24 protein-coding genes are annotated in these 22,219 nt (G+C 61.6%); 8 read left to right on the top strand and 16 right to left on the bottom strand.

Translation table 11 applies throughout. The features are described 5' to 3' along the window. Positions 1-521: S49 family peptidase (locus AC1D2N_RS29860; protein WP_477982545.1), on the bottom strand; the 521-nt coding region annotated here is incomplete at its 3' end. Between the two features lie 183 nt (positions 522-704). Here AC1D2N_RS29860 and AC1D2N_RS29855 point away from each other — a divergent pair. Further along, positions 705-2,045 carry an Nramp family divalent metal transporter gene (locus AC1D2N_RS29855; protein WP_130651807.1) on the top strand — a complete coding sequence of 447 codons (1,341 nt, stop codon included), beginning with the start codon at positions 705-707 and terminating at the stop codon, positions 2,043-2,045. Positions 2,046-2,062: 17 nt separating this feature from the next. On the opposite strand, the gene AC1D2N_RS29850 is transcribed toward AC1D2N_RS29855, so the two are convergent. After that, positions 2,063-2,839 carry a tRNA1(Val) (adenine(37)-N6)-methyltransferase gene (locus AC1D2N_RS29850; protein ID WP_130651806.1) on the bottom strand — a complete coding sequence of 259 codons (777 nt, stop codon included), beginning with the start codon at positions 2,837-2,839 and terminating at the stop codon, positions 2,063-2,065. A 6-nt stretch (positions 2,840-2,845) separates the two neighbouring features. Continuing rightward, positions 2,846-3,073: a putative signal transducing protein gene (locus AC1D2N_RS29845; protein ID WP_003545870.1), complete on the bottom strand. Its 228-nt coding sequence runs from the start codon at positions 3,071-3,073 to the stop codon at positions 2,846-2,848. 108 nt (positions 3,074-3,181) lie between these two features. Here AC1D2N_RS29845 and AC1D2N_RS29840 point away from each other — a divergent pair, with 108 nt between their 5' ends. The 4 genes from AC1D2N_RS29840 (at position 3,182) to moaB (ending at position 7,696) form a co-directional block, all read left to right on the top strand. Beyond that, positions 3,182-4,198, top strand: coding sequence for a polyprenyl synthetase family protein (locus AC1D2N_RS29840; protein WP_130651805.1), 1,017 nt, complete (start codon positions 3,182-3,184; stop codon positions 4,196-4,198). Between the two features lie 133 nt (positions 4,199-4,331). Next, complete coding sequence (locus AC1D2N_RS29835) at positions 4,332-6,164, top strand: tetratricopeptide repeat protein (protein WP_018245016.1); 1,833 nt, start codon at positions 4,332-4,334, stop codon at positions 6,162-6,164. Positions 6,165-6,233: 69 nt separating this feature from the next. Continuing rightward, positions 6,234-7,145, top strand: a complete 912-nt coding sequence (locus AC1D2N_RS29830) for a 4-(cytidine 5'-diphospho)-2-C-methyl-D-erythritol kinase (protein ID WP_130651804.1) — start codon at positions 6,234-6,236, stop codon at positions 7,143-7,145. After that, entirely contained in the window at positions 7,145-7,696 is a 552-nt protein-coding gene (gene moaB, locus AC1D2N_RS29825; RefSeq protein ID WP_018516570.1) for a molybdenum cofactor biosynthesis protein B, read from the top strand. The genes AC1D2N_RS29830 and moaB overlap by 1 nt, the downstream gene beginning before the upstream one ends. A 34-nt stretch (positions 7,697-7,730) precedes the next feature. Here moaB and AC1D2N_RS29820 read toward each other — a convergent pair whose 3' ends face one another. Next, complete coding sequence (locus AC1D2N_RS29820) at positions 7,731-8,045, bottom strand: hypothetical protein (RefSeq protein WP_026231129.1); 315 nt, start codon at positions 8,043-8,045, stop codon at positions 7,731-7,733. Between the two features lie 181 nt (positions 8,046-8,226). Then, positions 8,227-8,745 carry a glycosyltransferase family 2 protein gene (locus AC1D2N_RS29815; protein WP_018245012.1) on the bottom strand — a complete coding sequence of 173 codons (519 nt, stop codon included), beginning with the start codon at positions 8,743-8,745 and terminating at the stop codon, positions 8,227-8,229. 139 nt (positions 8,746-8,884) lie between these two features. Here AC1D2N_RS29815 and AC1D2N_RS29810 point away from each other — a divergent pair, with 139 nt between their 5' ends. Both AC1D2N_RS29810 and AC1D2N_RS29805 read left to right on the top strand, forming a co-directional pair. Further along, a complete protein-coding gene (locus AC1D2N_RS29810) occupies positions 8,885-10,042 on the top strand; it encodes a PA0069 family radical SAM protein (protein WP_018245011.1) in 1,158 nt (385 codons plus the stop codon). Between the two features lie 277 nt (positions 10,043-10,319). Continuing rightward, entirely contained in the window at positions 10,320-11,009 is a 690-nt protein-coding gene (locus AC1D2N_RS29805) for a ribonuclease HII (protein WP_018449358.1), read from the top strand. 92 nt (positions 11,010-11,101) lie between these two features. Here AC1D2N_RS29805 and AC1D2N_RS29800 read toward each other — a convergent pair whose 3' ends face one another. From AC1D2N_RS29800 to AC1D2N_RS29765, 8 genes are all read right to left on the bottom strand, one after another. After that, a complete protein-coding gene (locus AC1D2N_RS29800; protein ID WP_018245009.1) occupies positions 11,102-11,593 on the bottom strand; it encodes a F0F1 ATP synthase subunit B in 492 nt (163 codons plus the stop codon). Positions 11,594-11,596: 3 nt separating this feature from the next. After that, on the bottom strand, positions 11,597-12,220 hold the full coding sequence (locus tag AC1D2N_RS29795) for a F0F1 ATP synthase subunit B (RefSeq protein WP_018245008.1): 624 nt from the start codon (positions 12,218-12,220) through the stop codon (positions 11,597-11,599). 77 nt (positions 12,221-12,297) lie between these two features. Further along, positions 12,298-12,525 (bottom strand): F0F1 ATP synthase subunit C, encoded by a 228-nt coding sequence (locus tag AC1D2N_RS29790; RefSeq protein ID WP_003545854.1) that lies wholly within the window; start codon positions 12,523-12,525, stop codon positions 12,298-12,300. Positions 12,526-12,592: 67 nt separating this feature from the next. Further along, positions 12,593-13,345, bottom strand: a complete 753-nt coding sequence (locus AC1D2N_RS29785; protein WP_018245007.1) for a F0F1 ATP synthase subunit A — start codon at positions 13,343-13,345, stop codon at positions 12,593-12,595. Positions 13,346-13,407: 62 nt separating this feature from the next. Further along, positions 13,408-13,746 carry an AtpZ/AtpI family protein gene (locus tag AC1D2N_RS29780; protein ID WP_012756239.1) on the bottom strand — a complete coding sequence of 113 codons (339 nt, stop codon included), beginning with the start codon at positions 13,744-13,746 and terminating at the stop codon, positions 13,408-13,410. Positions 13,747-14,017: 271 nt separating this feature from the next. After that, positions 14,018-15,229 carry a cell wall hydrolase gene (locus tag AC1D2N_RS29775; RefSeq protein WP_130651803.1) on the bottom strand — a complete coding sequence of 404 codons (1,212 nt, stop codon included), beginning with the start codon at positions 15,227-15,229 and terminating at the stop codon, positions 14,018-14,020. Positions 15,230-15,382: 153 nt separating this feature from the next. After that, positions 15,383-17,281: a potassium transporter Kup gene (locus tag AC1D2N_RS29770; protein ID WP_018449360.1), complete on the bottom strand. Its 1,899-nt coding sequence runs from the start codon at positions 17,279-17,281 to the stop codon at positions 15,383-15,385. An 18-nt stretch (positions 17,282-17,299) separates the two neighbouring features. Next, on the bottom strand, positions 17,300-18,277 hold the full coding sequence (locus tag AC1D2N_RS29765; RefSeq protein ID WP_130653505.1) for a magnesium transporter CorA family protein: 978 nt from the start codon (positions 18,275-18,277) through the stop codon (positions 17,300-17,302). A 39-nt stretch (positions 18,278-18,316) separates the two neighbouring features. On the opposite strand from AC1D2N_RS29765, the gene AC1D2N_RS29760 reads away from it, so the two are divergent. Further along, a complete protein-coding gene (locus AC1D2N_RS29760; RefSeq protein ID WP_130651802.1) occupies positions 18,317-18,553 on the top strand; it encodes a hypothetical protein in 237 nt (78 codons plus the stop codon). A gap of 61 nt (positions 18,554-18,614) precedes the next feature. Here the strand turns inward: AC1D2N_RS29760 and AC1D2N_RS29755 are convergent, their stop codons facing one another. From AC1D2N_RS29755 to AC1D2N_RS29745, 3 genes are all read right to left on the bottom strand, one after another. After that, positions 18,615-19,775: an Mrp/NBP35 family ATP-binding protein gene (locus tag AC1D2N_RS29755; protein WP_130651801.1), complete on the bottom strand. Its 1,161-nt coding sequence runs from the start codon at positions 19,773-19,775 to the stop codon at positions 18,615-18,617. 637 nt (positions 19,776-20,412) lie between these two features. Further along, the gene (locus tag AC1D2N_RS29750) at positions 20,413-21,147 is read right to left on the bottom strand and encodes a LuxR family transcriptional regulator (RefSeq protein ID WP_018449364.1); all 735 of its coding nucleotides are present in this window, start codon (positions 21,145-21,147) and stop codon (positions 20,413-20,415) included. A gap of 254 nt (positions 21,148-21,401) precedes the next feature. Then, positions 21,402-22,199: an IclR family transcriptional regulator gene (locus AC1D2N_RS29745; protein WP_028734919.1), complete on the bottom strand. Its 798-nt coding sequence runs from the start codon at positions 22,197-22,199 to the stop codon at positions 21,402-21,404. Positions 22,200-22,219 lie beyond the last annotated feature (20 nt).

The following is a 22,219-nucleotide window of genomic DNA, read 5'->3' as shown; positions in this document are numbered from 1 at the left end:
CTCTTCAGATACTCGATATCCTTTTCCTTTTCCGGCTGGAAAGGATCGAGGATCACCTTGTTTTCGCCCGCCGTATAGACGCGGCGTTCGACGCCGATCTTCTTCAGGAGTTCGGGAAAACCGAAACCGCCGGAGACGACGCCGATCGAGCCGACGATGGAGGTGGCATCGGCAATGATCTCGTCGCCGGCAAGCGCGATCATGTAACCGCCGGAGGCGGCGACATCCTCAACGAAGACCAGCACCTTCTTCTGCTTCTCGCGAGCGAGCTCGCGAATGCGGTTGAAGATCAGGCGCGACTGGACGGGCGAGCCGCCCGGCGAATTGATGGAGATGGCAACCGCCGGCGCGTCCTTCATGGCGAAGGCCTTTTCCAGAACCGGAGAGACATTGGCGAGATTGAGGGTCGGCCGGAACTGGCCGCCGCCGCTGATGATCGCCCCCTGCAGCCGGACGACCGGGATGGTGATGCCGTCCTTGCGGAACCGTTTCGGCAGCAGTTTTCTCAAGAATCCGGCCATTTCCCATCCTTCGCTTCGGGTCGCACGATCGCAGTTTGCGATCGGCATCCATGTATGCGCTGGAACGGCAAACGCAATGGCCGCGTTCCCGAAAATAGCAGGTTTGATTTTGTTGTTGCGAATGACTTGCATTATCATTCTAATTCGTCATAGTGCCCTGACGATAAAACAGGTGGAAATCGCATGGACGTCCTCAATCCGAATGCAAAGAGCGGCTGGCGGCACGAACGCGGAGAGGGATCGCTCTCCGATGTCTACCGCACCGTCGGAACCGGGCGTCACAGCTCGAGGTGGCGCAGGGCAGCAGCCTTCGCCGGGCCGGGCTACATGGTCGCCGTCGGTTACATGGACCCGGGCAACTGGGCGACCTCGCTCGCCGGCGGCTCGAAATTCGGATACGCGCTGCTCACCGTCGCACTGCTTTCCAACCTGATGGCGATTGTGCTGCAAGCGCTCTGTGCGCGTCTCGCGATCGCTTCCGGGCGCGATCTTGCGCAGGCTTGCCGCGACGCCTTTCCGAGATATGTCTCGGTACCGCTCTGGGCCCTTGCGGAAATCGCCATCATCGCCACCGACATCGCCGAGGTGATCGGCACGGCGATCGGCCTCAATCTGTTGATGGGCATCCCGCTCGAACTCGGCGTGCTGATCACCGCGCTCGACGTCTTCGTGATCCTCTTCCTGCAAAAGCTCGGCTTCCGCTGGGTGGAGGCCTTCATCATCGCGATGCTCGGCGTCATCGCGGTCTGCTTCGGCGTGCAGATCCTGCTTGCCGACCCACAGTGGGGCGCCGTCCTCACCGGCTTCTTCCCGACCACCGACATCGTCACCAATCCGGAGATGCTCTATCTGGCGCTCGGCATTCTCGGCGCGACCGTCATGCCGCACAATCTCTACCTTCACTCCGGCATCGTGCAGACGCGGGCCTACGGCCATACTGTTCCCGAAAAGAAGGAGGCGCTGACCTTTGCGACGATCGACTCGACGGTCGCGCTGTGTTTCGCGCTTCTGATCAACGCCTCGATCCTGATCCTTGCGGCGGCCGCCTTCAATGCGCACGGCAAGACCGACGTCGTCGAACTCGGCGAGGCCCATTCACTGCTGTCGCCGCTGCTCGGCCTCGCTATCGCGCCGACGCTTTTCGGCATCGCGCTTCTCTGCTGCGGCCTCAACTCGACGGTGACGGCAACGCTTGCCGGCCAGATCGTCATGGAAGGCTTCCTGAAGATCCGGCTGAAGCCGTGGGTACGCCGGCTGATCACCCGCGCCATCGCCATCGTGCCGGCGGCGATCGTCACCATCTGGTACGGCGACCAGGGCACGGCGCAGCTATTGATCCTCACCCAGGTGGTGCTCAGCCTGCAGCTTTCCTTCGCCGTCTTCCCGCTTGTCATGTTCACCGCCAGCAAGGCCAAGATGGGCGAACTGGTGGCGCCCCGCTGGCTGAGCGGCATCGCCTATCTGATCGCGGTCGTCATCGCCGGGCTGAACGTCAAGCTGCTCTTCGACTTTGTCACCGGCTAAAGCGTGAACTTACCACTCTAAAGCCTGGCGTAGGCCGCCCGGCCATTGTTGAAATCATCGACGAGAGGGGAGAACTTGTGGCTCCCCTCTTCGTGCATGATCAGAGGGGCGCGCAGCGACAGCCGCGCCCGCGATCCCTTGATACCAGTCACCAGGATACGGACGGCGTTTTCGCCCGGACGCGGGTGGATAGCGGTGATCTCGATGCCGCCGAAGCGCCGGCCACAGGCGGCAACGATCTCGGCGATCGACTGGGGCCTGGCGATCAGCGACAATTGCCCGCCTGGAATCATGATAGCGCCAGCGGTGCGGATCCAGCTTTCGAACAGGCCGTCGGTCATCGCATGGGCTTCGGCCTTCAGCGCATCCGGCGTGCGCCGATCGCCGGCGTCGTTAAAGGGCGGGTTCATGATGACGTGGTGGAAGCTCTCATCGGTGAGCCCGGCATCGTTGCGCGCCTTGGCGGTCAGCGTCACATCGGCCTCGACGACGCTGACGCGGTTGGCGATATGGGCATTGTCGGGCAAGAGAATGCTGCGGCGGGCATAATCGGCCATCTCGGCCGAGCGCTCGAAAAGCACCACTTGTGAATCGGCAAGCCGCGAGGCGACGGCAAGGCCGGCAGCACCGGCGCCGGCGCCGAGATCGGCAACCCTGACCGGGCGATCGTCGGCGACCAGAGCCGCAAGCAGCATCGCATCCATGCCGGAGCGATGGCCCCTGCCCTTCGGCTGCACCACATGAAAGGCGCCGCGATGAAAGGCATCGATGGTGTCAGCGGTTTCCCCGGTCATCGGAGCTCACTTCCGCTCGCGCAACTCGCCACCGAGACCGGCATCGGTGAGGATGCGGCGCGCCTGATCGGCCATCTCCTCATCCACCAGCAGGCGACGCGACAGCATGCCGAGCGAGCCTTCCAGCACGCTCATGCCCTGGTCGGCGATGAAGCAGTGAATTCCCGCATCCTTCATCAAACTCTCGGCATAAGAGAGCAGAACGGGGTCGTTGGCGCGGATAAGCTCATGCATTTGCCGTCGTTTTCCTTCCAATTTCGCTCAGCGCGACAATTCACCCCTTGCCGCGTCCATCGCCCCTTTCTATTGTCAGGTGCAAAGAATGAACAGGAGTCCGGGTCGTTGGGCGTGGTCATACCGCTTGAAGAAAGCAAAAACAAACTGGCATCCATCAAGCCATTGGTCGATCTCACCAGGGCGGACATGGAGCGAGTGAACCAGCTCATTCTGTCCAAGGCCGGCTCCGACGTGCAGATGATCCCCGAAGTGGCGAACCATCTGATCTCGTCCGGCGGCAAGCGGCTGCGGCCGATGCTGACACTGGCTTCCGCCTCGCTGTTCGACTACAGGGGCGAAAACCACGTCAAGCTCGCCACATCGGTCGAGTTCATGCACACGGCGACGCTGCTGCATGACGACGTCGTCGACGAAAGCGATCTGCGCCGCAGCAAGCCGACGGCGCGGATGATCTGGGGCAACCAGGCAAGCGTGCTGGTCGGCGACTTCCTGCTCGGCCAGGCCTTCCGCATGATGGTCGATGTCGGCTCGCTCGATGCGCTCGAGGTCTTGTCTTCCGCCGCCTGCGTGATCGCCGAAGGCGAAGTGCTGCAGCTTTCGGTCGCCAAGAACATGGAGACGACCGAGGACGATTATCTCTCCGTCATTCGAGCCAAGACGGCGGCTCTCTTTGCCGCGGCCGCCGAAGTCGGGCCGATCGTTGCCGAGACCGGCCGCTCCGGCCGCAATGCGCTGAAATCCTACGGCATGAATCTGGGGCTCGCCTTCCAGCTCGTCGACGACGCGCTCGACTACGGCGGCAAGGCTGCCGATCTCGGCAAGAATGTCGGCGACGATTTCCGCGAAGGCAAGATCACCCTCCCTGTCATTCTCGCCTATCGCCGCGGCACCGAGGACGAGCGCGCCTTCTGGCGCGATGCGATCGAAGCTGGCAACAGCACCGACGCCAATCTCGAAAAAGCGCTGGGGCTGATCACCAAATATGGCACGCTCAGCGACACGATCGGCCGCGCGATCCATTATGGCACGATCGCGCGGGACGCGCTTGCGCCGCTTCCCGATACGGTGTGGAAATCCGCCCTGATGGAAGTGATCGACTTCTGCATCGAGCGCGTCAATTGATCAAACGTCCTTGATCGCAGGCTGATTTTCTTGCGGCGCCGCTTCAAAAAAGCCATCCTGTTATGAATCAGTGATCGCAACTTGTTTTGCGGCCGGCACCATTGTCGGGACGCTGTCGAAGAAAGGTTTCCTAATGCGGCAGAGACTTGCCATCCGTCTTCTTACGAGCGCAGCGCTTGCAGCTGTCCTTTCGCTGGGCAGTGTCGGCGGCGTGAACGCCGAGGATGCGGCCAAGGCAGACGATGCCGGCACGGCCGCTCACTTTGATGCCGATAGCGTTACCAGCTTCTCCGGCGCCTTCCTTGCCGCGCGCACGGCCGATGTCGATCATGACTACGAAACGGCGATCGAGCTCTACAAGAAGGCGCTGCAGATCGAGCCCGGCAATCCCGAGATTCGCCAGCGGCTGATGATCTCGCTGCTGCTCAATGGCGACATCAAGGAGGGCGTCAAATACGCCAACGACCTGAAGGGCGATCCTTCCGTCGAGCGCATCACCACGATTGTGCGCGGCATGGATGCCGTGCGCCGCGACGACTATAAGACCGCCGAGTCCATCCTGAAATATAAGGGGCCGAACGATCTCGACCGGATGATGAACGACCTGCTGCTCGCCTGGGCCCGTGTCGGCGCCGGCCGCGGCAAGGAAGCGCTTGCCATGGTCGAGAAGATGAAGGGGCCGGACTGGTTCCGCATCTTCCAGAATTACAATGCCGGCGCGATCGCCATCGCCATCGGCGACGTGAAATCCGCCCGCCAGCATCTGAACGATGCCGTGCTCGACAAGGAAGGCGGAGCGACAGCGCCCGATACCTTCATGCGCGCGGTCATGGCGCTTGCCCGCCTCGAAGCAACACAAGGCAACAAGCAGAAGGCGCTCGACGCCGTTTCCGTCGGCGACAACCTGCTGCCGAATTATGCGCCGCTGAATGCGCTGCGCGACAGCGTCGAAAAGAACGAGAAGCAGGAACAGCAGGTCAAGACGGCCGAAGAAGGCGCTGCCGGCGTGCTCTTCTCCGTCGGTGGCGCGCTGAACCGCGACGGCGCCGAGGATATCGTCTCGCTTTACCTGCAGACGGCCAATGCGCTCGATCCGAACAGCGCCGATACGCTGGTGCTGCTCGGCGGCATTGCCGAGAAGCAGAACCAGATGGACCGCGCCATCGCGCTCTACAAGAAGGTGCCGGAGAATTCACCGATGCGGCGCATCTCCGAGCTGCAGCTCGGCCTTGCCCTTGCCCAGGGCGGCAAGGTGGATGAGGCGCGCAAGCACCTGCAGGCGCTGATCGCCTCCGACCCGAAGGACATCCGCAGTTACCTCGCCTATGGCAGCGTCCTTTCCGACGCCAAGGACTACCAGGCGATGGCCACCAATTACGACAAGGCCGTCGATGCGATCGGCCCCATCCCCGGCCGCGCCAACTGGAGCGTCTTCTTCCAACGCGGCATCGCCTATGAGCGGCTGAAGAAGTGGGACCAGGCGGAACCGAACTTCCGCAAGGCGCTGGAGCTCAATCCCGACCAGCCGCAGGTGCTGAACTATCTCGGTTATTCCTGGATCGACATGAACCGGAACCTCGACGAAGGTCTCGGCATGATCAAGAAGGCCGTCGATCTTCGCCCTGACGATGGTTACATCATCGATTCGCTCGGCTGGGCCTATTTCCGCCTCAACCGCTTCGACGATGCCGTCGACGAGCTGGAACGGGCCGCACAGATCAAGGCCGGCGACGCGACGATCAACGACCATCTCGGCGATGCCTACTGGCGCGTCGGGCGCAAGCTCGAGGCTGTCTACCAGTGGAACCGGGCGCTCAGCTCGGAGCCTGAAGCCGCCGAAATTCCGAAGATCAAGGACAAGGTCGCCAACGGCCTGCCTCCCGCCAGCGACGATGCCAAGGCGGCCGACAAGAAGCAGCCGGATCCGGCACCCGTCATCCCGCCGCCGGTCGACAAGAAATCCTGACGGGCGGGACGTTTGCCTGAAGAGGGCCCTGAAGAGGGCTTGGCCGCTTCGAGATCAAAGAAGTAGAGCATGATGTCGTCCGAAAACCGCTCAGACTTTTCGGCATCATGCTCCAGCATCTCCGAGGAAGCTCGCGCCAAAATCAACCTGGCCCTGCATGTGACGGGCCAGCGGCCGGATGGCTATCATCTGCTCGATATGCTGGTGACCTTCGCAGATCATGGCGACCGGCTGGACTTCATGCGGTCGCCGACCGACGAATTTACCCTGTCTGGCCGTTTCGGCGAAACACTTGCCGGCGATGGCGGCACCAACCTGGTGTTGAAGGCGCGCGACCTCCTGCGCGAGGTGATCGGGCCCCTCGCCTTTCCCGTCCGTATCCATCTCGAAAAGAACCTGCCGGTTGCCTCCGGCATCGGCGGCGGCTCGGCCGATGCGGCCGCGACGCTGCGCGGGCTGATGCGGATCTGGGACACGAGCTTGCCCGAGGAGGCACTCGCAGCTCTCGCCCTGAAGCTCGGCGCCGACGTGCCGATGTGCCTTGCGAGCCGGCCGCTGATTGCCCGCGGCATCGGCGAAAAGATCGAACCCGTGCCGGAGCTGCCCGTCCTTGCCATGGTGCTCGCCAATCCGCTGAAGGGCGTCTCCACGCCCGAGGTTTTCCGCCAACTGGCGACAAAGAACAATCCGGCCCTGAGCCTGCCACCGAGCCGGCCTCTAGCTGCCGACTGGCTCGCGGCGATTGCCGCTGCCCGCAACGACCTGGAACCGCCGGCGCGCGAACTCGTGCCGGAGATTGCGGCGATCTCGGCGATGCTGCAGGCTAACGGCGCGCTTTTGACCCGCATGTCCGGTTCCGGCGCCACCTGTTTCGGCATCTTTGCGACCATGGCTGCTGCCGAAGATGCGGCGGCAGCTCTTCACGACGAGCGGCCCGACTGGTATTTCCAGGCGACGCAAACGGTTTCGGGAGGCGCATGATGGCAGGTCTGGACGAAAAGCGGCCCTTCATCGCGGTCGGCATTGCGGTTCTGACGATCTCGGATACCCGCACGCCGGAGACAGACAAGTCAGGCGACACGCTGGCGGCGCGGATCACAGAGGCGGGCCATAGGTTGGTCGACCGGGGAATCGTGCCTGATGATCGCGCGGAGATTGCCGCGCGGGTGAAGGCCTGGACTGACAGAGAAGACATAGACGTGGTCATCACCACAGGCGGCACCGGCTTTACCGGCCGCGACGTGACGCCAGAGGCGCTGGAGCCTTTGTTCGAAAAGCGGATGGACGGTTTTTCCGCCATTTTCCACCGGATCTCCTACGAGAAGATCGGCACGGCGACGATCCAGTCGCGCGCCACGGCAGGCGTTGCCAACTCCACCTTCATCTTCGTGCTGCCGGGCTCACCCGGTGCCTGCCGGGATGCCTGGGACGGCATTCTGAAAGGACAGCTCGACTACCGCAGCGCGCCGTGCAATTTCGTCGAGATCATGCCGCGTCTGGACGAACACCTGAAACGCGGCGCGACGAAGTAGGGCATGGTTGCCCCTGGCGAACCAGGGGCATTCACTATGTGGCCAGGCCCGGCAAGACGGGCATGGTGTCCCAGCTATCACCCGACAGCAGAACGCAGCTTATGCCGTGAACATCCGTGACGATGAGGGTCCAGGTGCCGCTTTCGGCGGCATAGACCTCAAGAATGGCGTTCTCGTTGATCAGTCCGACTGCCGTGAGCTTTTCGGCGAAGTTTTTGTCGAGGAAATTGACGATTTCGGGTCGGCCTGCGCAACTGCGCATCATCTGCGATGCTGCCGAATGCGGATGCGCGATCACCAATGTCGGCAATATGACGGCTATGAGGCCGTAGATCATACTGCGTACCATGACGCACCTCCTTTCGCCGGAAACCCGGCAGAAGAGGAGATTTTCGCTGACCTGTTCTGCCGTTCACCGGCATTCCATGGCCATTCCGTTGCGAAGCGCGGCGCTTCGACGGCGCCATGTTGAATTATAGCGCGAAATCCTATTGGGCGCCATCTTTTGCTCATGGAGAGGTTTGCGGCACCTATCGTGCAGCGCGGGCGACCCAGGAGGGAATCAGTTCGCTCGCGAGCTTGCGCGGCTTCTGGCCCTTGACGAATTCGGTAAGCCGCATCCCGCTTTTGGCGATGGCGAGCGCCTGCTTCTTCGGCAGGAGAAAGCCTAGTTCCAGCGGCGGCACGGCACGGCCGACACGCTGGAAGAACGGCCGCCTGTAACCACGCGAGGCGGTGAAGCGCGCCGGCAGCTTGTTCAGCGCGACATATTCGGCGATCTCATCGATCCAGCCCGCCTGGGGTCTCGCGCCCGGCTCGACGAAGAGCAGCCATTCGCCGCGGGCGGAGCGGACGATGTCCTTGATATCCCACTGCGAATGGAAGCGGCAGCCGGCGGCGTCGGCCACCCGCGAGGTGCCGTCGCGCGAGCCGTGATCGAGCACGACCACATCGCTCACCAGCCCCTCCACCGCGCCTGCCACCAATACCGATAAGGTCTGCGCCAGCTCAGATTCCTGATCCTGACATTCGAGAACAACCGTCAACATTGACCATTTATAATGCGCCGCACAAATTTTTGCCAGCACCGTTTTCCTCATTTTGTTCTTGCATTGTTCTCGTTTTGCAGATAGGAATTTAATCAGCAGAACGGGCGGAGGCGATGGCTTTCCGCCACGGGAGAATCCGATGAGAGAGCAGTCCCTGGCAGGGCAGGCCGCATTCGCGCCTGCCAATACGGCAGATATTGCCGATGCGATGATCGTTTCCTCCGGTCTGAGAGTCGAGGTCGATCGGCGGCGTGGACGTGGGGCGGGGCTGAACCCGACAGGTCGGTTCGAGGCGCTGCAGCGGGAGACCGTCGACGATGGCTGGCAGACGTGGGAAGAGCTGCCGCCCTTCAAGACAGAAGTGCAGGTCGAGAAGCCGCGCACGGCAATCACCCGCAACGAATCGCCGGACATTCCCTTCGACCGCTCGATCAATCCCTATCGCGGCTGCGAGCACGGCTGCATCTATTGTTTCGCCCGGCCAACACACGCCTATATGGGGCTTTCTGCAGGGCTCGATTTCGAGACGAAGCTCTTTGCCAAGCCCGATGCGGCAAAACTCCTGGAGCGGGAACTCGCCAAGCCCGGCTACAAGGTGCGAGTGATCGCCATCGGCACCAATACCGATCCCTATCAGCCGATCGAGAAGGAATGGCGCATCATGCGCGGCATTCTCGAGGTGTTGAACAAGGCGAACCATCCGGTATCGATCGTCACCAAGTCGGCGATGATCCTGCGTGATCTCGATATTCTGCAGGAGATGGCAGCTAAGAACCTGGTGCGTGTCGGCATCTCGGTGACCACGCTGGATCGCAAGCTTGCCCGGACGATGGAGCCTCGTGCCGCCACGCCGCCGCGGCGGCTGGAGACGATCCGCACCCTTGCCGAAGCAGGCGTGCAGACGGCTGTCATGGCCGCTCCGCTTATCCCGGCGCTGAACGATCATGAGCTGGAGCGCATCCTCGAATCGGCCAAGGCTGCCGGCGCCGCCGAGGCGAGCTATGTCATCCTCAGGCTGCCGCTCGAGGTCAGCCCACTGTTTCGCGACTGGTTGCTGCAGCATTACCCTGATCGTTACCGGCATGTGATGTCGCTGGTGCGCTCGATGCGCGGCGGCAAGGATTATGACGCCGAATTCGGCAAGCGCATGAAGGGCGCCGGCCCCTATGCCTGGCAAATCGCCCGGCGTTTTGAAATGGCCGCCCGACGTTTCGGCCTGACACGCCGCAGCGTGCCGCTGCGCGACGATCTGTTCGTGCCGCCCGATGGCAGCGGCGTGCAGTTGTCGCTGCTCTAACCTTTTATTTTTACGCAATTCCGGACGGAAAACCGCGCGGCACTTTTCCTGGAATTGCCTCTAACCTTTTACGCAATTCCGGACGGAAAACCGCGCGGCACTTTTCCTGGAATTGCTTCGAGCTTGCGCATCGGCTCTCGAGAAAACCGCCTGTTTTCGAGCCCGAGCGCAATTCCCGCGGATGGCCCTGACCGCCACCATCCGCCGGAGCGTCCCCGGCCGCCGCCCTGATCCGGGGACTTGCGGGCAATCGGGTTGGCGTGCGAGGTTCAGCCGCATGAAACCTCGCACGTCACCCGATTCTCCGCTGCTTTTCGACACGGTTCCGCTCGTGCCGGATTTCCGGCTGGAACTCAAAGCCCGCAAGGCCGGCCACTGGCCGGTTGCCGGTGCCGATGAGGCAGGCCGCGGGCCGCTGGCGGGACCGGTCGTTGCTGCTGCGGTCATCCTTGATCCGCGGCGCATCCCTGAGGGTCTGAACGATTCCAAGCAGCTTTCGGCGCAACGGCGCGAGGAACTGTTCGTACAGATCCTTGCGACGGCGACCGTCTCGATCGCCTCCTCCAGCTCGACGCGCATCGACGAGACGGATATCCGCAAGGCAAGCCTCGACGCCATGCGCCGAGCCATCTGCAGCCTCGCCATTCCAGCAAGCTACGTGCTGACCGACGGGCTCGATGTGCCGCCCGGCCTTGATTGCCCCGGGCAGGCCGTGGTCAAGGGTGATGCCCGCTCGGTCTCGATCGCCGCCGCCTCGATCGTCGCCAAGGTGACGCGCGACCGGATGATGGCACGAGCGCATAATGTATTTCCGGATTACGGTTTTGCGGCGCATGTTGGCTATGGCACGGCGCAGCACCGCGCCGGCATCGAGAGGCACGGCCCCTGTTCCCTGCACCGGATGAGCTTCAGGCCGTTGCGAAAGGTCGAGGACGGTCCTGAGACGGACGAGTTGCTTTCCGAATAGGCCATTCAAAAAAAGCCAAGCAGAAGAAAAAACCGCTCAAACGAAAAGGCCGGGACATGCCCGGCCTTTCCTCGCAATCTTTTTCGAAGCGCTCAGTTGAGCCGCGTCTTGACCTGGCCGACGGCATTGCCGAAGAGCTCGGACTGAACCTTGGCATCGGCCTGCTTGGCAAGCACGGTTTCTGCGGCGGCGATCGCCAGATCGACAGCAGCGGAACGTACCGCCTTCATCGCTTCGGCCTCGGCCTGCTTGATCTTCTGCTCGGAGAGCGCCGTGCGATTGGTGACGAATTCTTCCGTCTTCTTCTTCGCTTCAGCAGTCAGCATTTGGGCTTCGCGCTCCGCGGCGGCAACGATATGGGCCGCCTCGGCTTCCGCTTCCTTGCGCTTGCGCTGGTATTCGGCGAGCAGGTGCTGGGCCTCTTCGCGCAGACGCTTGGCTTCGGCCAATTCGTTGCGGATCTGGTCGGCGCGGTCGTCGAGCGACCGTGCCATCATGCCCGGAACCTTCAGGTAAACGACCAGCGCCAGGAAGAGGACGAGGCCGACAAAGGCGAAGAAAGTCGCGTCAAAGGCAAATTCCATCGATCAAGCCTCCTTCTTGGCAGCCGCGACGGCGGCAGCGACATCGGCCTTGGCAACGGTGCCGCCGATCAACTGATCGACAACGGCAGCCGCCGTTTCCTCGGCAATGGTGCCGACGTCGGCGAAGGCCTTGGCCTTGATCTCGCCGATGCGGAGCTCGGCAGCCTTGATCTTTTCCGACAGGCTCGCCTCGACAGCGCGACGATCCTCTTCGGCCTTGGCCTTAGCGGCGTCTCGGGCGGCGGCGCCGATCGCGTTGGATTTGGCGCGGGCAGCGGCCAGTTCACCTTCATAGGTCCGGACGGCGGCATCGGCTTCCGCCTTCAGGCGGGCTGCCTCTTCCAGATCCTGGGAAATACGCGTGTGACGCTGATCAAGGATGGCCCCGATGCGCGGCGCGATGACCTTTTGCATGAGCAAATAGAAGACGCCGAACGTGATCACCAGCCAGAGCAGCTGGGACGCGAAGGTCGTCGAATCGAAAGGCGGGAAAGGGCCGCGGGCGTGTTCGCCTTCGGCAACACCAGTCTCGGTATGGACCTCGCCTGCGGCCGGAGCGGCGTGCGCATCCGTACCCGTCGCTGCCGCCGGTGCTTCCTCAGCGTAAGCCGGGGTCACAAAAAACATGCTCACCTCCAGGTGGACTGCAAATGCAAAGGATCACGGCTTGCGGTCGCAGGCCGTGATCCATCTATTCGCCGATATCAGACGGCGAAGAGGAGGAGGAGAGCGACGAGCAGCGAGAAGATGCCCAGAGCTTCCGTAACGGCGAAGCCGAATACCAGACGGCCGAACTGGCTGTCAGCGGCAGACGGATTGCGCAGAGCGCCGGAGAGGTAGCTGCCGAAAATATTGCCGAGGCCGAGAGCCGTACCGGCCATACCAAAGCAAGCCAGGCCTGCACCGATGTACTTTGCTGCTTCCGCTTCCATGTTGAACTCCTTTGAAATGGTTGTTGCGGCGAATGACTGACGCCCTTTGACGTCGATGTCGTTATCCTTAGTGCCCGCCCGGATGGATTGCGTCGTTGAGGTACATGCAAGTCAGCACCGCAAAGACGTAAGCCTGAAGGAAGGCGACGAGGAACTCGAGACCGGTCAGGGCGACGGTCATGATGAGGGGAAGAACGGCGCCGCCGACACCGACAGCACCAAGGGCTCCGAGCGAGGCGACGAAGCCTGCGAACACTTTCAGCGTGATGTGACCGGCGAGCATGTTCGCAAAAAGACGAACAGAGAGTGAAATCGGACGGGACAGGAAGGAGATGATTTCGATCGTGACGACCAGCGGCAGCAGAACGCCCGGCACGCCCGAGGGCACGAAGACATTCAGGAAGTGGAAGCCGTGCTTATAGAAACCGTAGACGAGAACCGTACCGATAACCAAGAGCGCCAGCGCGAAAGTGACGATGATCTGGCTGGTGACCGTGAAGAAATACGGGAACATGCCGAGCAGGTTCGCCGTCAGAACGAAGGTGAAGAGCGAAAAGACCAGCGGGAAGAACTTCATTCCCTGCTTGCCCGCGCCTTCCTTCAGCATGTTGGCGATGAACTCATAGGACATTTCCGCGACCGACTGCGAACGGCCCGGCACGATGGCGCGGTTCGAGGTCGCGAAATAGAGGAAGCCTACGGCAACGGCAGCCGAAGCGGCCATGAAGAGCGATGCATTGGTGAACGAAAAATCAATTCCGCCGATTTCGATCGGCACAATCTTCTGGATCAGGAACTGATGAGTCGGATCGTTAGACACCGCTTGTTCTCTCTCTTTGGCCCGCAGGACGCGGGGTCATTGCACTGGACCGGAACCGGTCCTTATTTCTTGTCGTCCTTGTCGTCCAGGGGATGGGCCACCACCCCCGCAGAACGCAGCACGTTCAGAACGCCGGCACAAAATCCGAGAAGCAGAAGAACAATCAAACCCCAAGGCGCCGTGCCAACAAAACGGTCGAGGAGATAGCCAAGGAGAGCACCGACGACGATTGCGGAAATGAACTCGCTGGAAAGCTTCATCGCCTGGGCATAACCTTTGCGGCTTACCTCGGCGCGGGCTTCCCTAGCCTCGTCTTCTCCCGTCTCGACGCCCTTGGTCGCGAGTTTCGCTCCCAATTGCGCACGGCGCTTTTCAAGACTTTCCTCGCGGTCGTCCGCCATGGATCTCTCCTCGTCTGCCCGTCGCCCGCACTCCCGCTACCCCGGTCATTCGGACCCCGGACACGAAGGTTGAGACCCTTCCGGCCCGTTCTGAAGTCGCGCGCAACATAGTTTTAGGGATTAGCATAGTCAAGGCGTAGACAGCTTCTGTCCAGCGAGAAAATAATTCTATCAAATCAAAGAGATAAATCGACTCCGGATCGATCGCGCAAATTCGACGGAAAGAATCCGCTTTTCCGGGCCGGAAATCTGCTTGCCCAAGCGCTTTATCTCAACTCCAGCCGCCGCCATAGGTGCGATAGAAGACGTGAAGACCGATGCGACCGACCTTTTCCATGGTCTTTGCCCATTTCGGTCTGACATAGACGGCATGATAGTGCGTCGCCGAGCCCACCTGCGGCAGCCAGATCTTGCCTGATGTCACCGCCATCGCCACATCGCGGGCGACTCGCCAGTGATATTCCGAGTTCACCCTGTCCTTGATGCTGTCGCAGGCGAAGGAAAACTGGCAGCGGTTGCGCCAGTCCTCGTTCTGGTAGACGACGCCGCAGATGGTCTTCGGATAGGAGGGATTGCGGACGCGGTTGAGGATGACCTGGGCGACGGCCGCCTGGCCCTTCACCGATTCTCCCCGTGCCTCGAAATAGATGCCGGAGGCGAGGCACTGCTGTTCGCGGGCGGAAAAGACGCTCGGCGCCAGCACGCTTGCGGCCCAGGCATGATCGCGCGGGCCGATCTCCGGAACGAAGCGGCCGCTGTCCGGCTCGGCCAGGATGGAATCGAAGGGCGATTGGCGGGCATAGTCAGGTGCTGCCGGCGCATAGGCCGTGGCCAGCACGTCGGCCTTGTTGCTGGTGACGAGGCTTGCGAGCATTGCCGGCACGCCATTATCGGTCACAACAGGCTGCGTCTTATAGAAAGATGTGGCGATCTGGATTTCCTTGCCCTGGATCTTCGGCTTGACGAAGGCCGACCTGTCCTTGAGATCGAAGCTCGGGGTGAAGAGCATCTTGGTGCGCTCGAGGATCGAGCCGGCGGAAAAGTCCTTCGGCGGCTGCATCTTCTCGACAGCGACGACGCGGCCCTTCTTGGTGCTGCGATTGACCCGATCCTCGTCCGGCGTGTCCTCGTGGCCCTTGTCCTTGGCGGTAAAAGCGACCTTGCGGCCATCGGGCAGCACCATGCCGGCACCGGCGGAGATCGAACCCGTCACCATCGGCTCGGCGAAGGCGAGTTCGGCCTGGTGGATGGAGCCGGCCGGCGAATTGGTCAGCACCATGCGCCAGTTCTCCCCCTCATGATCGAGGCCGGCGAGCATGGCGGCCAGATCGGCATGAGAAGCGACGCTCGGGAAAATCAGCCAGCCGGCAAGACCGAAGATTACGGGCGACACCCAATTCTCGGGAATGAGACGCAGCTTGCTACGGGAAGGGCTCTTTCGACGCAACACGGACTCCGGGCATGGAACGCGGGAACATTCCATTGAAAATCTCGCATTAACCTTGACGTCCGGTTAACAGGCCGTGCCGGAATGTGCCTATGGGCAGCTCAGCACAACCCGAAGGGATGCGTGCTGTCGCAATACCCGCGACTTCTCCCCGTCGACACGGGGAGAAAGGCCGGCGGCGAAGCGCAATCAAATAATAACGTGCGAGCCCAGTTCCACTACGCGGTTGGCCGGCAGACGGAAGTAGTCCGAGGGATTGGCAGCGGCGTTGGCGAGGGCGATGTAGAGCCGGTCCTGCCAATAGGGCATGCCCGACTTGGCGTCCGGCACCAGTTTGCGGCGGCCGAGATAGAAGGAGGTCGACATGATGTCGAACTTCAGCCCCGTCTTGCGCAATGTCGCCAAGGCCTGCGAGACGTTCTGCGATTCCATGAAGCCGAACAGCAGCTCGACGCGGGAGAAACGCTCGGAAATCTGCTCGACCTTGTAGCGGTCGTGGCTTGGCACGCGCGGCTTGTTGATCGTGCGGATCGTCAAGATGACGTTGCGATCGTGGAGCACATGGTTGTGCTTGAGATTGTGCAGCAAGGCGGCGGGGGCGGATTCCGGATCGCTGGTCAGGAAGATCGCCGTACCCGGGACTTGGGCCGGCGAATGTTCGCTCTTGCGCTCGATCGAGCTGACGAAGGAGGCGAGCGGAATATCGGTATGGCGGGTCTTTTCCATCAGGATCGCCGTGCCGCGACGCCAGGTCCACATGACGACGGTAAAGGCCGTGGCGATCATGATCGGGATATAGCCGCCGTCGTGGATCTTCAAAAGGTTGGCGCCGAGGAAGATCATTTCGAGCACGACCAGCGGCGCAAGCGCGATCACCGCGACGGGAAGCGACCAGTTCCAGCGGGCGCGGACGAATTCGAAGGCCATGATCGAGGTGACGACCATCGCACCGGTGACGGAGATGCCATAGGCGGTCGCCAGCGCGTCCGAAGTCTTGAAACTCAGCACCAGGAAGATGACGCCGATGAACAGCACGGCATTGACCGACGGCACGAAGATCTGCCCGGTATTGGTTTCCGAAGTGAAGAGGATTTCCATCCGCGGCAGGAAGCCGAGGTTGATGCCCTGGCGCACCATCGAGAAGGCGCCGGTGATGACCGCCTGGCTGGCGATGATCGTCGCGGCGGTCGCCAGGATAACGACCGGCAGCAGCGCCCATTTCGGATACATCAGATAGAAGGGATCGGACATCGTCATCGGATTGCCGAGAACGAGCGCCCCCTGCCCGAGATAGTTCAGCGTCAGCGCCGGGAAAACCAGCAGGAACCAGGCCCACTGGATCGGGCGGCGGCCGAAATGACCGAGATCGGCATAGAGCGCCTCGGCACCCGTCACCGTCAGGAAGACGGCGCCGAGCACAACGACGCCGTAGAAGCCCTCATGCAGCAGGAAGCTGACGGCATAATAGGGATTGAAGGCGGCCAGGATGCCGTAATCGTCCGAGATATGGGAAATGCCGGCGGCAGCCATGACGAGGAACCAGACGGCGGTGATCGGGCCGAAGAACTTCGCGACGGCGCCGGTGCCGCGCGATTGCACGACGAAGAGCAGCGCCAGGATCACCACCGAGATGGGCACGATATATTCCGCGAGGCTGGGTGTGACGAGCTTCAGACCCTCGACGGCCGACAGCACTGAAAGCGCCGGCGTGATCATCGCATCGCCGAGGAAGAGGGCAGCACCCATCAGGCCGAGCAGCATCAGGATGGCGGTATGGCCGTTGGCGGTCTTCATCAGCAGAGCAAGCAGCGACAGCGTGCCGCCCTCACCGTCGTTGTCGGCGCGCAGCAGGAAGAGCACATATTTGATGGTGACGATGATCGTCAGCGCCCAGATCATCAGCGAGATCAGGCTGATGACTTCAAAACGGGTGACGCCGTCATGCGCCACCGGCTTCAACGCCTCGCGAAAGGCATAGAGCGGGCTGGTACCGATATCGCCGTAGACGACACCGACGGAACCCAGCCCGAGATAGAACAGCTTTCGCGGCGTCATGTGGCGTTCGTTCGGATGGCTCTCTTCGGACATGAAGTTGCAACAGGCTCCTTAGAGCCAGCCTTTCCAGCGGAAAAAGAAGAAGGGGATGACGGCGGATATCACCATCAGGGCCAGCGAGTAGGGATAACCCGCGACCCAGGTCAGCTCCGGCATGATCTGAAAGTTCATACCATAGATGGAGGCGACCAATGTCGGCGGCAAGAACACCACCGAGGCAATCGAGAAAATCTTGATGATCGAGTTCTGCTCGATGTTGATCAGGCCGAGCGAAGCGTCGAGCAGGAATGTGATGTTGGCGGCGACGAAGGAAGCATGCTCCGACAGCGACTGGATATCGCGCGAGACGGTGCGGCAGAGCTCCTTCGCCTCGCGGTCCTGCTGGATCGCCGGGATCGTGTGAAAGAACGTCAGCAGGCGGGCAAGCGAACCGAGACTGTCGCGCACCTTGCTGATCATCCGGTGATGGCCGGCAATATCGCGCAGCTTCTCCTCGAGGTAGTTCGAGGGCTTGCGCACCTTCCTTGCCCGGTCGCCGAAGACATGCGTCGACAAGATGTCGAGGCGTGAAACGGAGATTTCGAGGATCTCGGCGGTGCGGTCGACGATCGTCTCCAAGAGCTTGGCGAGAAGGGCGGCACCACTGCGCCAGTTTTCCGGCAGCCGGTGGAGCGCGGCGATGAACAGCGCAAAGGATTTGGGATGAGCGTAGCGAATGGTGACCAGGCGGTTTCCGGCCAGGATGAAGGCGACATCGGTCAGAGTCGGTATGTCGGTGTCAGCCTTCCAGAGCAGCGAGGCGGTCATGAAGACGGCGTCGTTTTCGACATAGAGACGGGCAGAAGGCTCGATATCCTTGAGATCGTCGCGGGTCGGAACCTCGATGCCGAGAATTTTTTCGACATAGAGTTCCTCGTCGCGGGTCGGCTCGATCATGTCGATCCAGACGACATCCTCGGGAAAGGAGGCGGCATGCGACAGATCGCGGATCTCGACCGACTTGCAATTCGAACAGTAAGCGGTAATCACCGGTAGTCTCTCCGGCTGCATCCAACCTCAAAGGTCGGCATGCGCATTGTGCTCAACCGCATCGCAGTTCCCAATCCTTCGATCGACAAGACAACTCCGAACTTGCAGGCGGGCCGCCTCTTCGAAACGAAGACGACCGTCATTGAGCATCTGCAGCAAAACGCCATCATGGCGCCGCGGCATATGAAGCAAAGCCGTGAAATAATCAAGACATCTTCCGTGAAGCGCGGCTTTTCACCACGTTTCCCCCACAATTTGGGGTATCCGTCGCAGTGATTCGGCTCGCTCAAGCACCGACGTTATCCCGGAACCGCTGCACACTTCCGGGCGACATGCATTATTCGAAGACGATCGTCGGCGCCGGGCGCTGGGACTGGCCGGCGATCTGCTCCCAGACCTTGGCGGCGATGCCGCGATAGATGCCGGCGACGACGCCGTTCGGCTCGGAGGCGACGAGCGGCGTGCCGGCGTCGGAAGTTTCGCGAATGTTCATCGTCAGCGGCACTTCGCCGAGGAAGGGCACGCCGATGCGCTCGGCCTCCCTGCGGGCGCCGCCATGGCCGAAGATGTCGTAGCGGGTGCCGGTATCAGGAGCGATGAAATAGCTCATATTCTCGACGATGCCGAGCACCGGCACCTCGACCTTGCGGAACATGTTGAGGCCCTTGCGGGCATCGATCAGAGCGAGATCCTGCGGCGTCGAGACGATGACGGCGCCGGCAAGCGGAACCTGCTGGGCCATGGTCAATTGCGCGTCGCCGGTGCCGGGCGGCATGTCGACGACGAGAACATCGAGTTCGCCCCAGGCGACTTCGCGCAGCATCTGCAACAGCGCCGACTGGACCATCGGCCCGCGCCAGATCATCGCCGTCTCCTCGTCGACAAGGAAGCCCATCGACATGACCTTGAGGCCATAATTCTCCATGGGATTGATGATGCGGCCGTCGATCTGCGTCGGGCGGCCGGATATCTTCAGCAGTCGCGGCATCGAGGGACCATAGATATCGGCATCGAGAATGCCGACGCGAAGACCGTTGGCGAGCAGCCCGAGCGCGAGATTGACGGCGGTGGTCGACTTGCCGACCCCACCCTTGCCCGAGGCGACGGCGATGATGGCGCCGATGCCAGGCACACCGATCTTGCCGGCGCGCGGCGGCTGTTGAGGGGCGTGGGCCCCGTGATCGTGGCCGGGATGACCGTGCGGCGGGTTCGGCGCAGGGCGGGCCGCCGGAGCAGCGGCGGCCGCCTTCTTGTCCGCGGTCAGTGTGACGAGGGCGCCCTTGACGCCCGGCATTTCCTTGATGACGCGCTCGGCAGCGAGCCGCATCGGCTCAAGCTCCCTGGCGCGGTCGGCCGGAACAGTGATCGAGAAATAGACCTTTCCGTCGGAGATGAAGACGTCGGAGACCATGCCGAGCTCGACGATATCGTGCTCGAGATCCGGTCCACGCACGGTCTTCAGCGTTTCGAGAACCTGTTCCTTGGTGACGTCGGTCATTCCACCCTCACTGCTTTTTCTTGCAGACTACAGCGCCGCGCGTCTTTCAAGACGCGCAAAGGACGCTGTAGCACTTTGAATTGCTGCATGATTTCAGCCTTGATCGAAATCGATCAAGGCTGAAATCATGCAGTAGAGATAGTGGAGACGGAAGCCTTCGCCAAACAAAATCATCGGGAAGAAAATCGATTTGACGGCGTGCCAAAAGAGCGGCGGGGAATTGGCAATCCGTTGCGGCCATCAAGTCCGCCGGGCTTTCGCCCTGATGGCCGCAACGGTCTCCCCGAGAACCGGCGCAATCCGGGGCGAACTAGAGCAAGCCGAGCAAAAGGCCAGTGAAAAGTGAACCGGGAAGAGGAAATCGCAAACAGCTGCGAAAGAAGCGGTGCCAAAACGCAACAACCGCCGCCGACACCGAAGGGCCGGGAGAAAGCGGCATCGGCGTCGGGCAGCGGTGTGTCGGCCGCGCCATTTCCTGGCGCTGGTCTCAAAGTCCCCTCTGGACCTCTCGCAAAACGAGATGCAGAAAGCGTGCCAGATGGAAAATCAGCGCAAAAGCGCTTGGGACAGCCCTCCACCGGGAAGGACTTGCCTATGCGCTGGGCGGCTTCGAAAGCATTCGGTTGTTTTTTGCAACTTATTTGATCAAGCCAATGCGCAGCGCCTTGGCGACGGCCTGGGTGCGGTTGACCGTGTCGAGCTTCTTGGTGGCGCGGTTGAGGTAGTGATTGACCGTGTGCTCGGACAGGGTGAGGATTTCGGCGATTTCGGCACTGGTCTTGCCGGCCGCCGTCCAGTTGAGGCAATCGATTTCGCGGTCGGTCAGCGTGTCGGTGATGCGCGTATCGAGGTTGCGGATCTCGGCAAGCCTGTCGAACACATGGATGGCGATATAGCAGAGTTCGCGCATCTCGGCCGGGCTGAAGGGTTCGCGGTCGCCGGCGAAAGAGACGGCGCCGCGCAGTCCGGAGGGCTCGTGCGTCGGAAAATAGGCGCCGCGCATCATCTTGAAGCGCTCGAACAGGGAGGCGACGAGGATGGACTTGCCGTCGTCCCGCGACCAGTTCTGTCTTGACATGTCGTAGAAGAAGGGCCGCGCAGATGTTCTGAGGCGTCTGAGGACCGGGCTGTTCACCATCAGGCCTTCCTGGTCATAGAGAGCCAGAAGCTCGGCCGGCCAGCTGGTGATGACAGTGCTGCCCTGAAGATCGAAGGAAGTGATCGGCGGCAGGTTGAGGACCATGAAGGCACGGCTGCGATAGGCTTCCGTCACCCGTTTCATGAAACGGAAAATATCGAACTGGGTCTTCAGGCCCGCTATTTCCTTGATATAATCGTCTTCTTCCGTGGATGTTTGCGACAAGGGTGCCATCACATTTCTTCATCTTCGGCACAGCGGCCGGCAAACCGTTTGCGAAACCTGCCCGCTATGGGTGTTTCGATTGCATCGGGGAACGACGATCGCTGGTTGGAATCGGCTTCAGCGTTGAGCGTTCGGCCGGTGACTGGTTGTAGATTTCGCGGACCGTTCTAGTTGTGGTGATTCGTCGGCAAATCTCAATATCGCGCTCATCATAAGCATGCTCTGCGATTGCGTCCAGCAGCGGGCTGATAGCAATTTTTCTCTCAGCGGCGCGGACCGAGACGGACGCGCATGCCTTCCATGATCCTCGCAGCCGCCAGTTGAACCGGAACGGCCCATTGGTGCAGAAGTTCCATCGACAACCGATAGGCCGGGCCGGTAATCGAAATACCCCCCATAAAGGTCCGATCCTCCGACCAGACCGGTGCGGCGACGCAGCGGATGCCGGCCTCATGCTCCTCGCGGTCGAAAGCATAGCCCTGATCGGCAATCTCGCGGATTTCGGCAAGCAGCGTTTCGGCCGAGACATGGGTCGAGGCGGTAAAGCTGGTGAAGCTCAGGCCAGCGACGAGATCGACGAGGCTTTCGGCCGGAAGCAGCGAAAGGGCGGCCTTGCCGACGCCGGTGCAGTAGCAAGGCGAGGCATTGCCGATCTGAGAATACATGCGCACCGGCTGTCGGCCTTCGACCTTGTCGAGATAGATGATCGACTGGCCCCTGAGAACGCCGAGATGCACCGTCTCGCCGGTTGCCCGCTGCAGATCGGCAAGGTGCGGCTCGGCGATCAGGCGGAATTCGTTGCGCGCCCAGCTGCGCGCGGCGAAATCGAGCAGGCGCAGGCCGGGCGCATAACGGCCGTCGCCATCGAGCTCGAGCAGCCCTTCCTCGACCAGATGGCTGAGCTGGCGATGCAGCGTGCCGCGCGGCTGGCCGGCGAGAGCCAGAACATCAGTAAAACGCAGCGGCGCATCCGCATGGGTGACAAGATCGAGCAGAACCATCAGTTTGCCGAGCGTGCCGGTCTCACGTGCCTGTGCTGCGCCGCCGCCGTTTGAATCCATTGCCTCATCCACCCTTGACA

This window comes from Rhizobium sp. P1_B8 (genome assembly GCF_056406515.1).
This window is presented reverse-complemented; position numbering and strand designations above follow the sequence as displayed.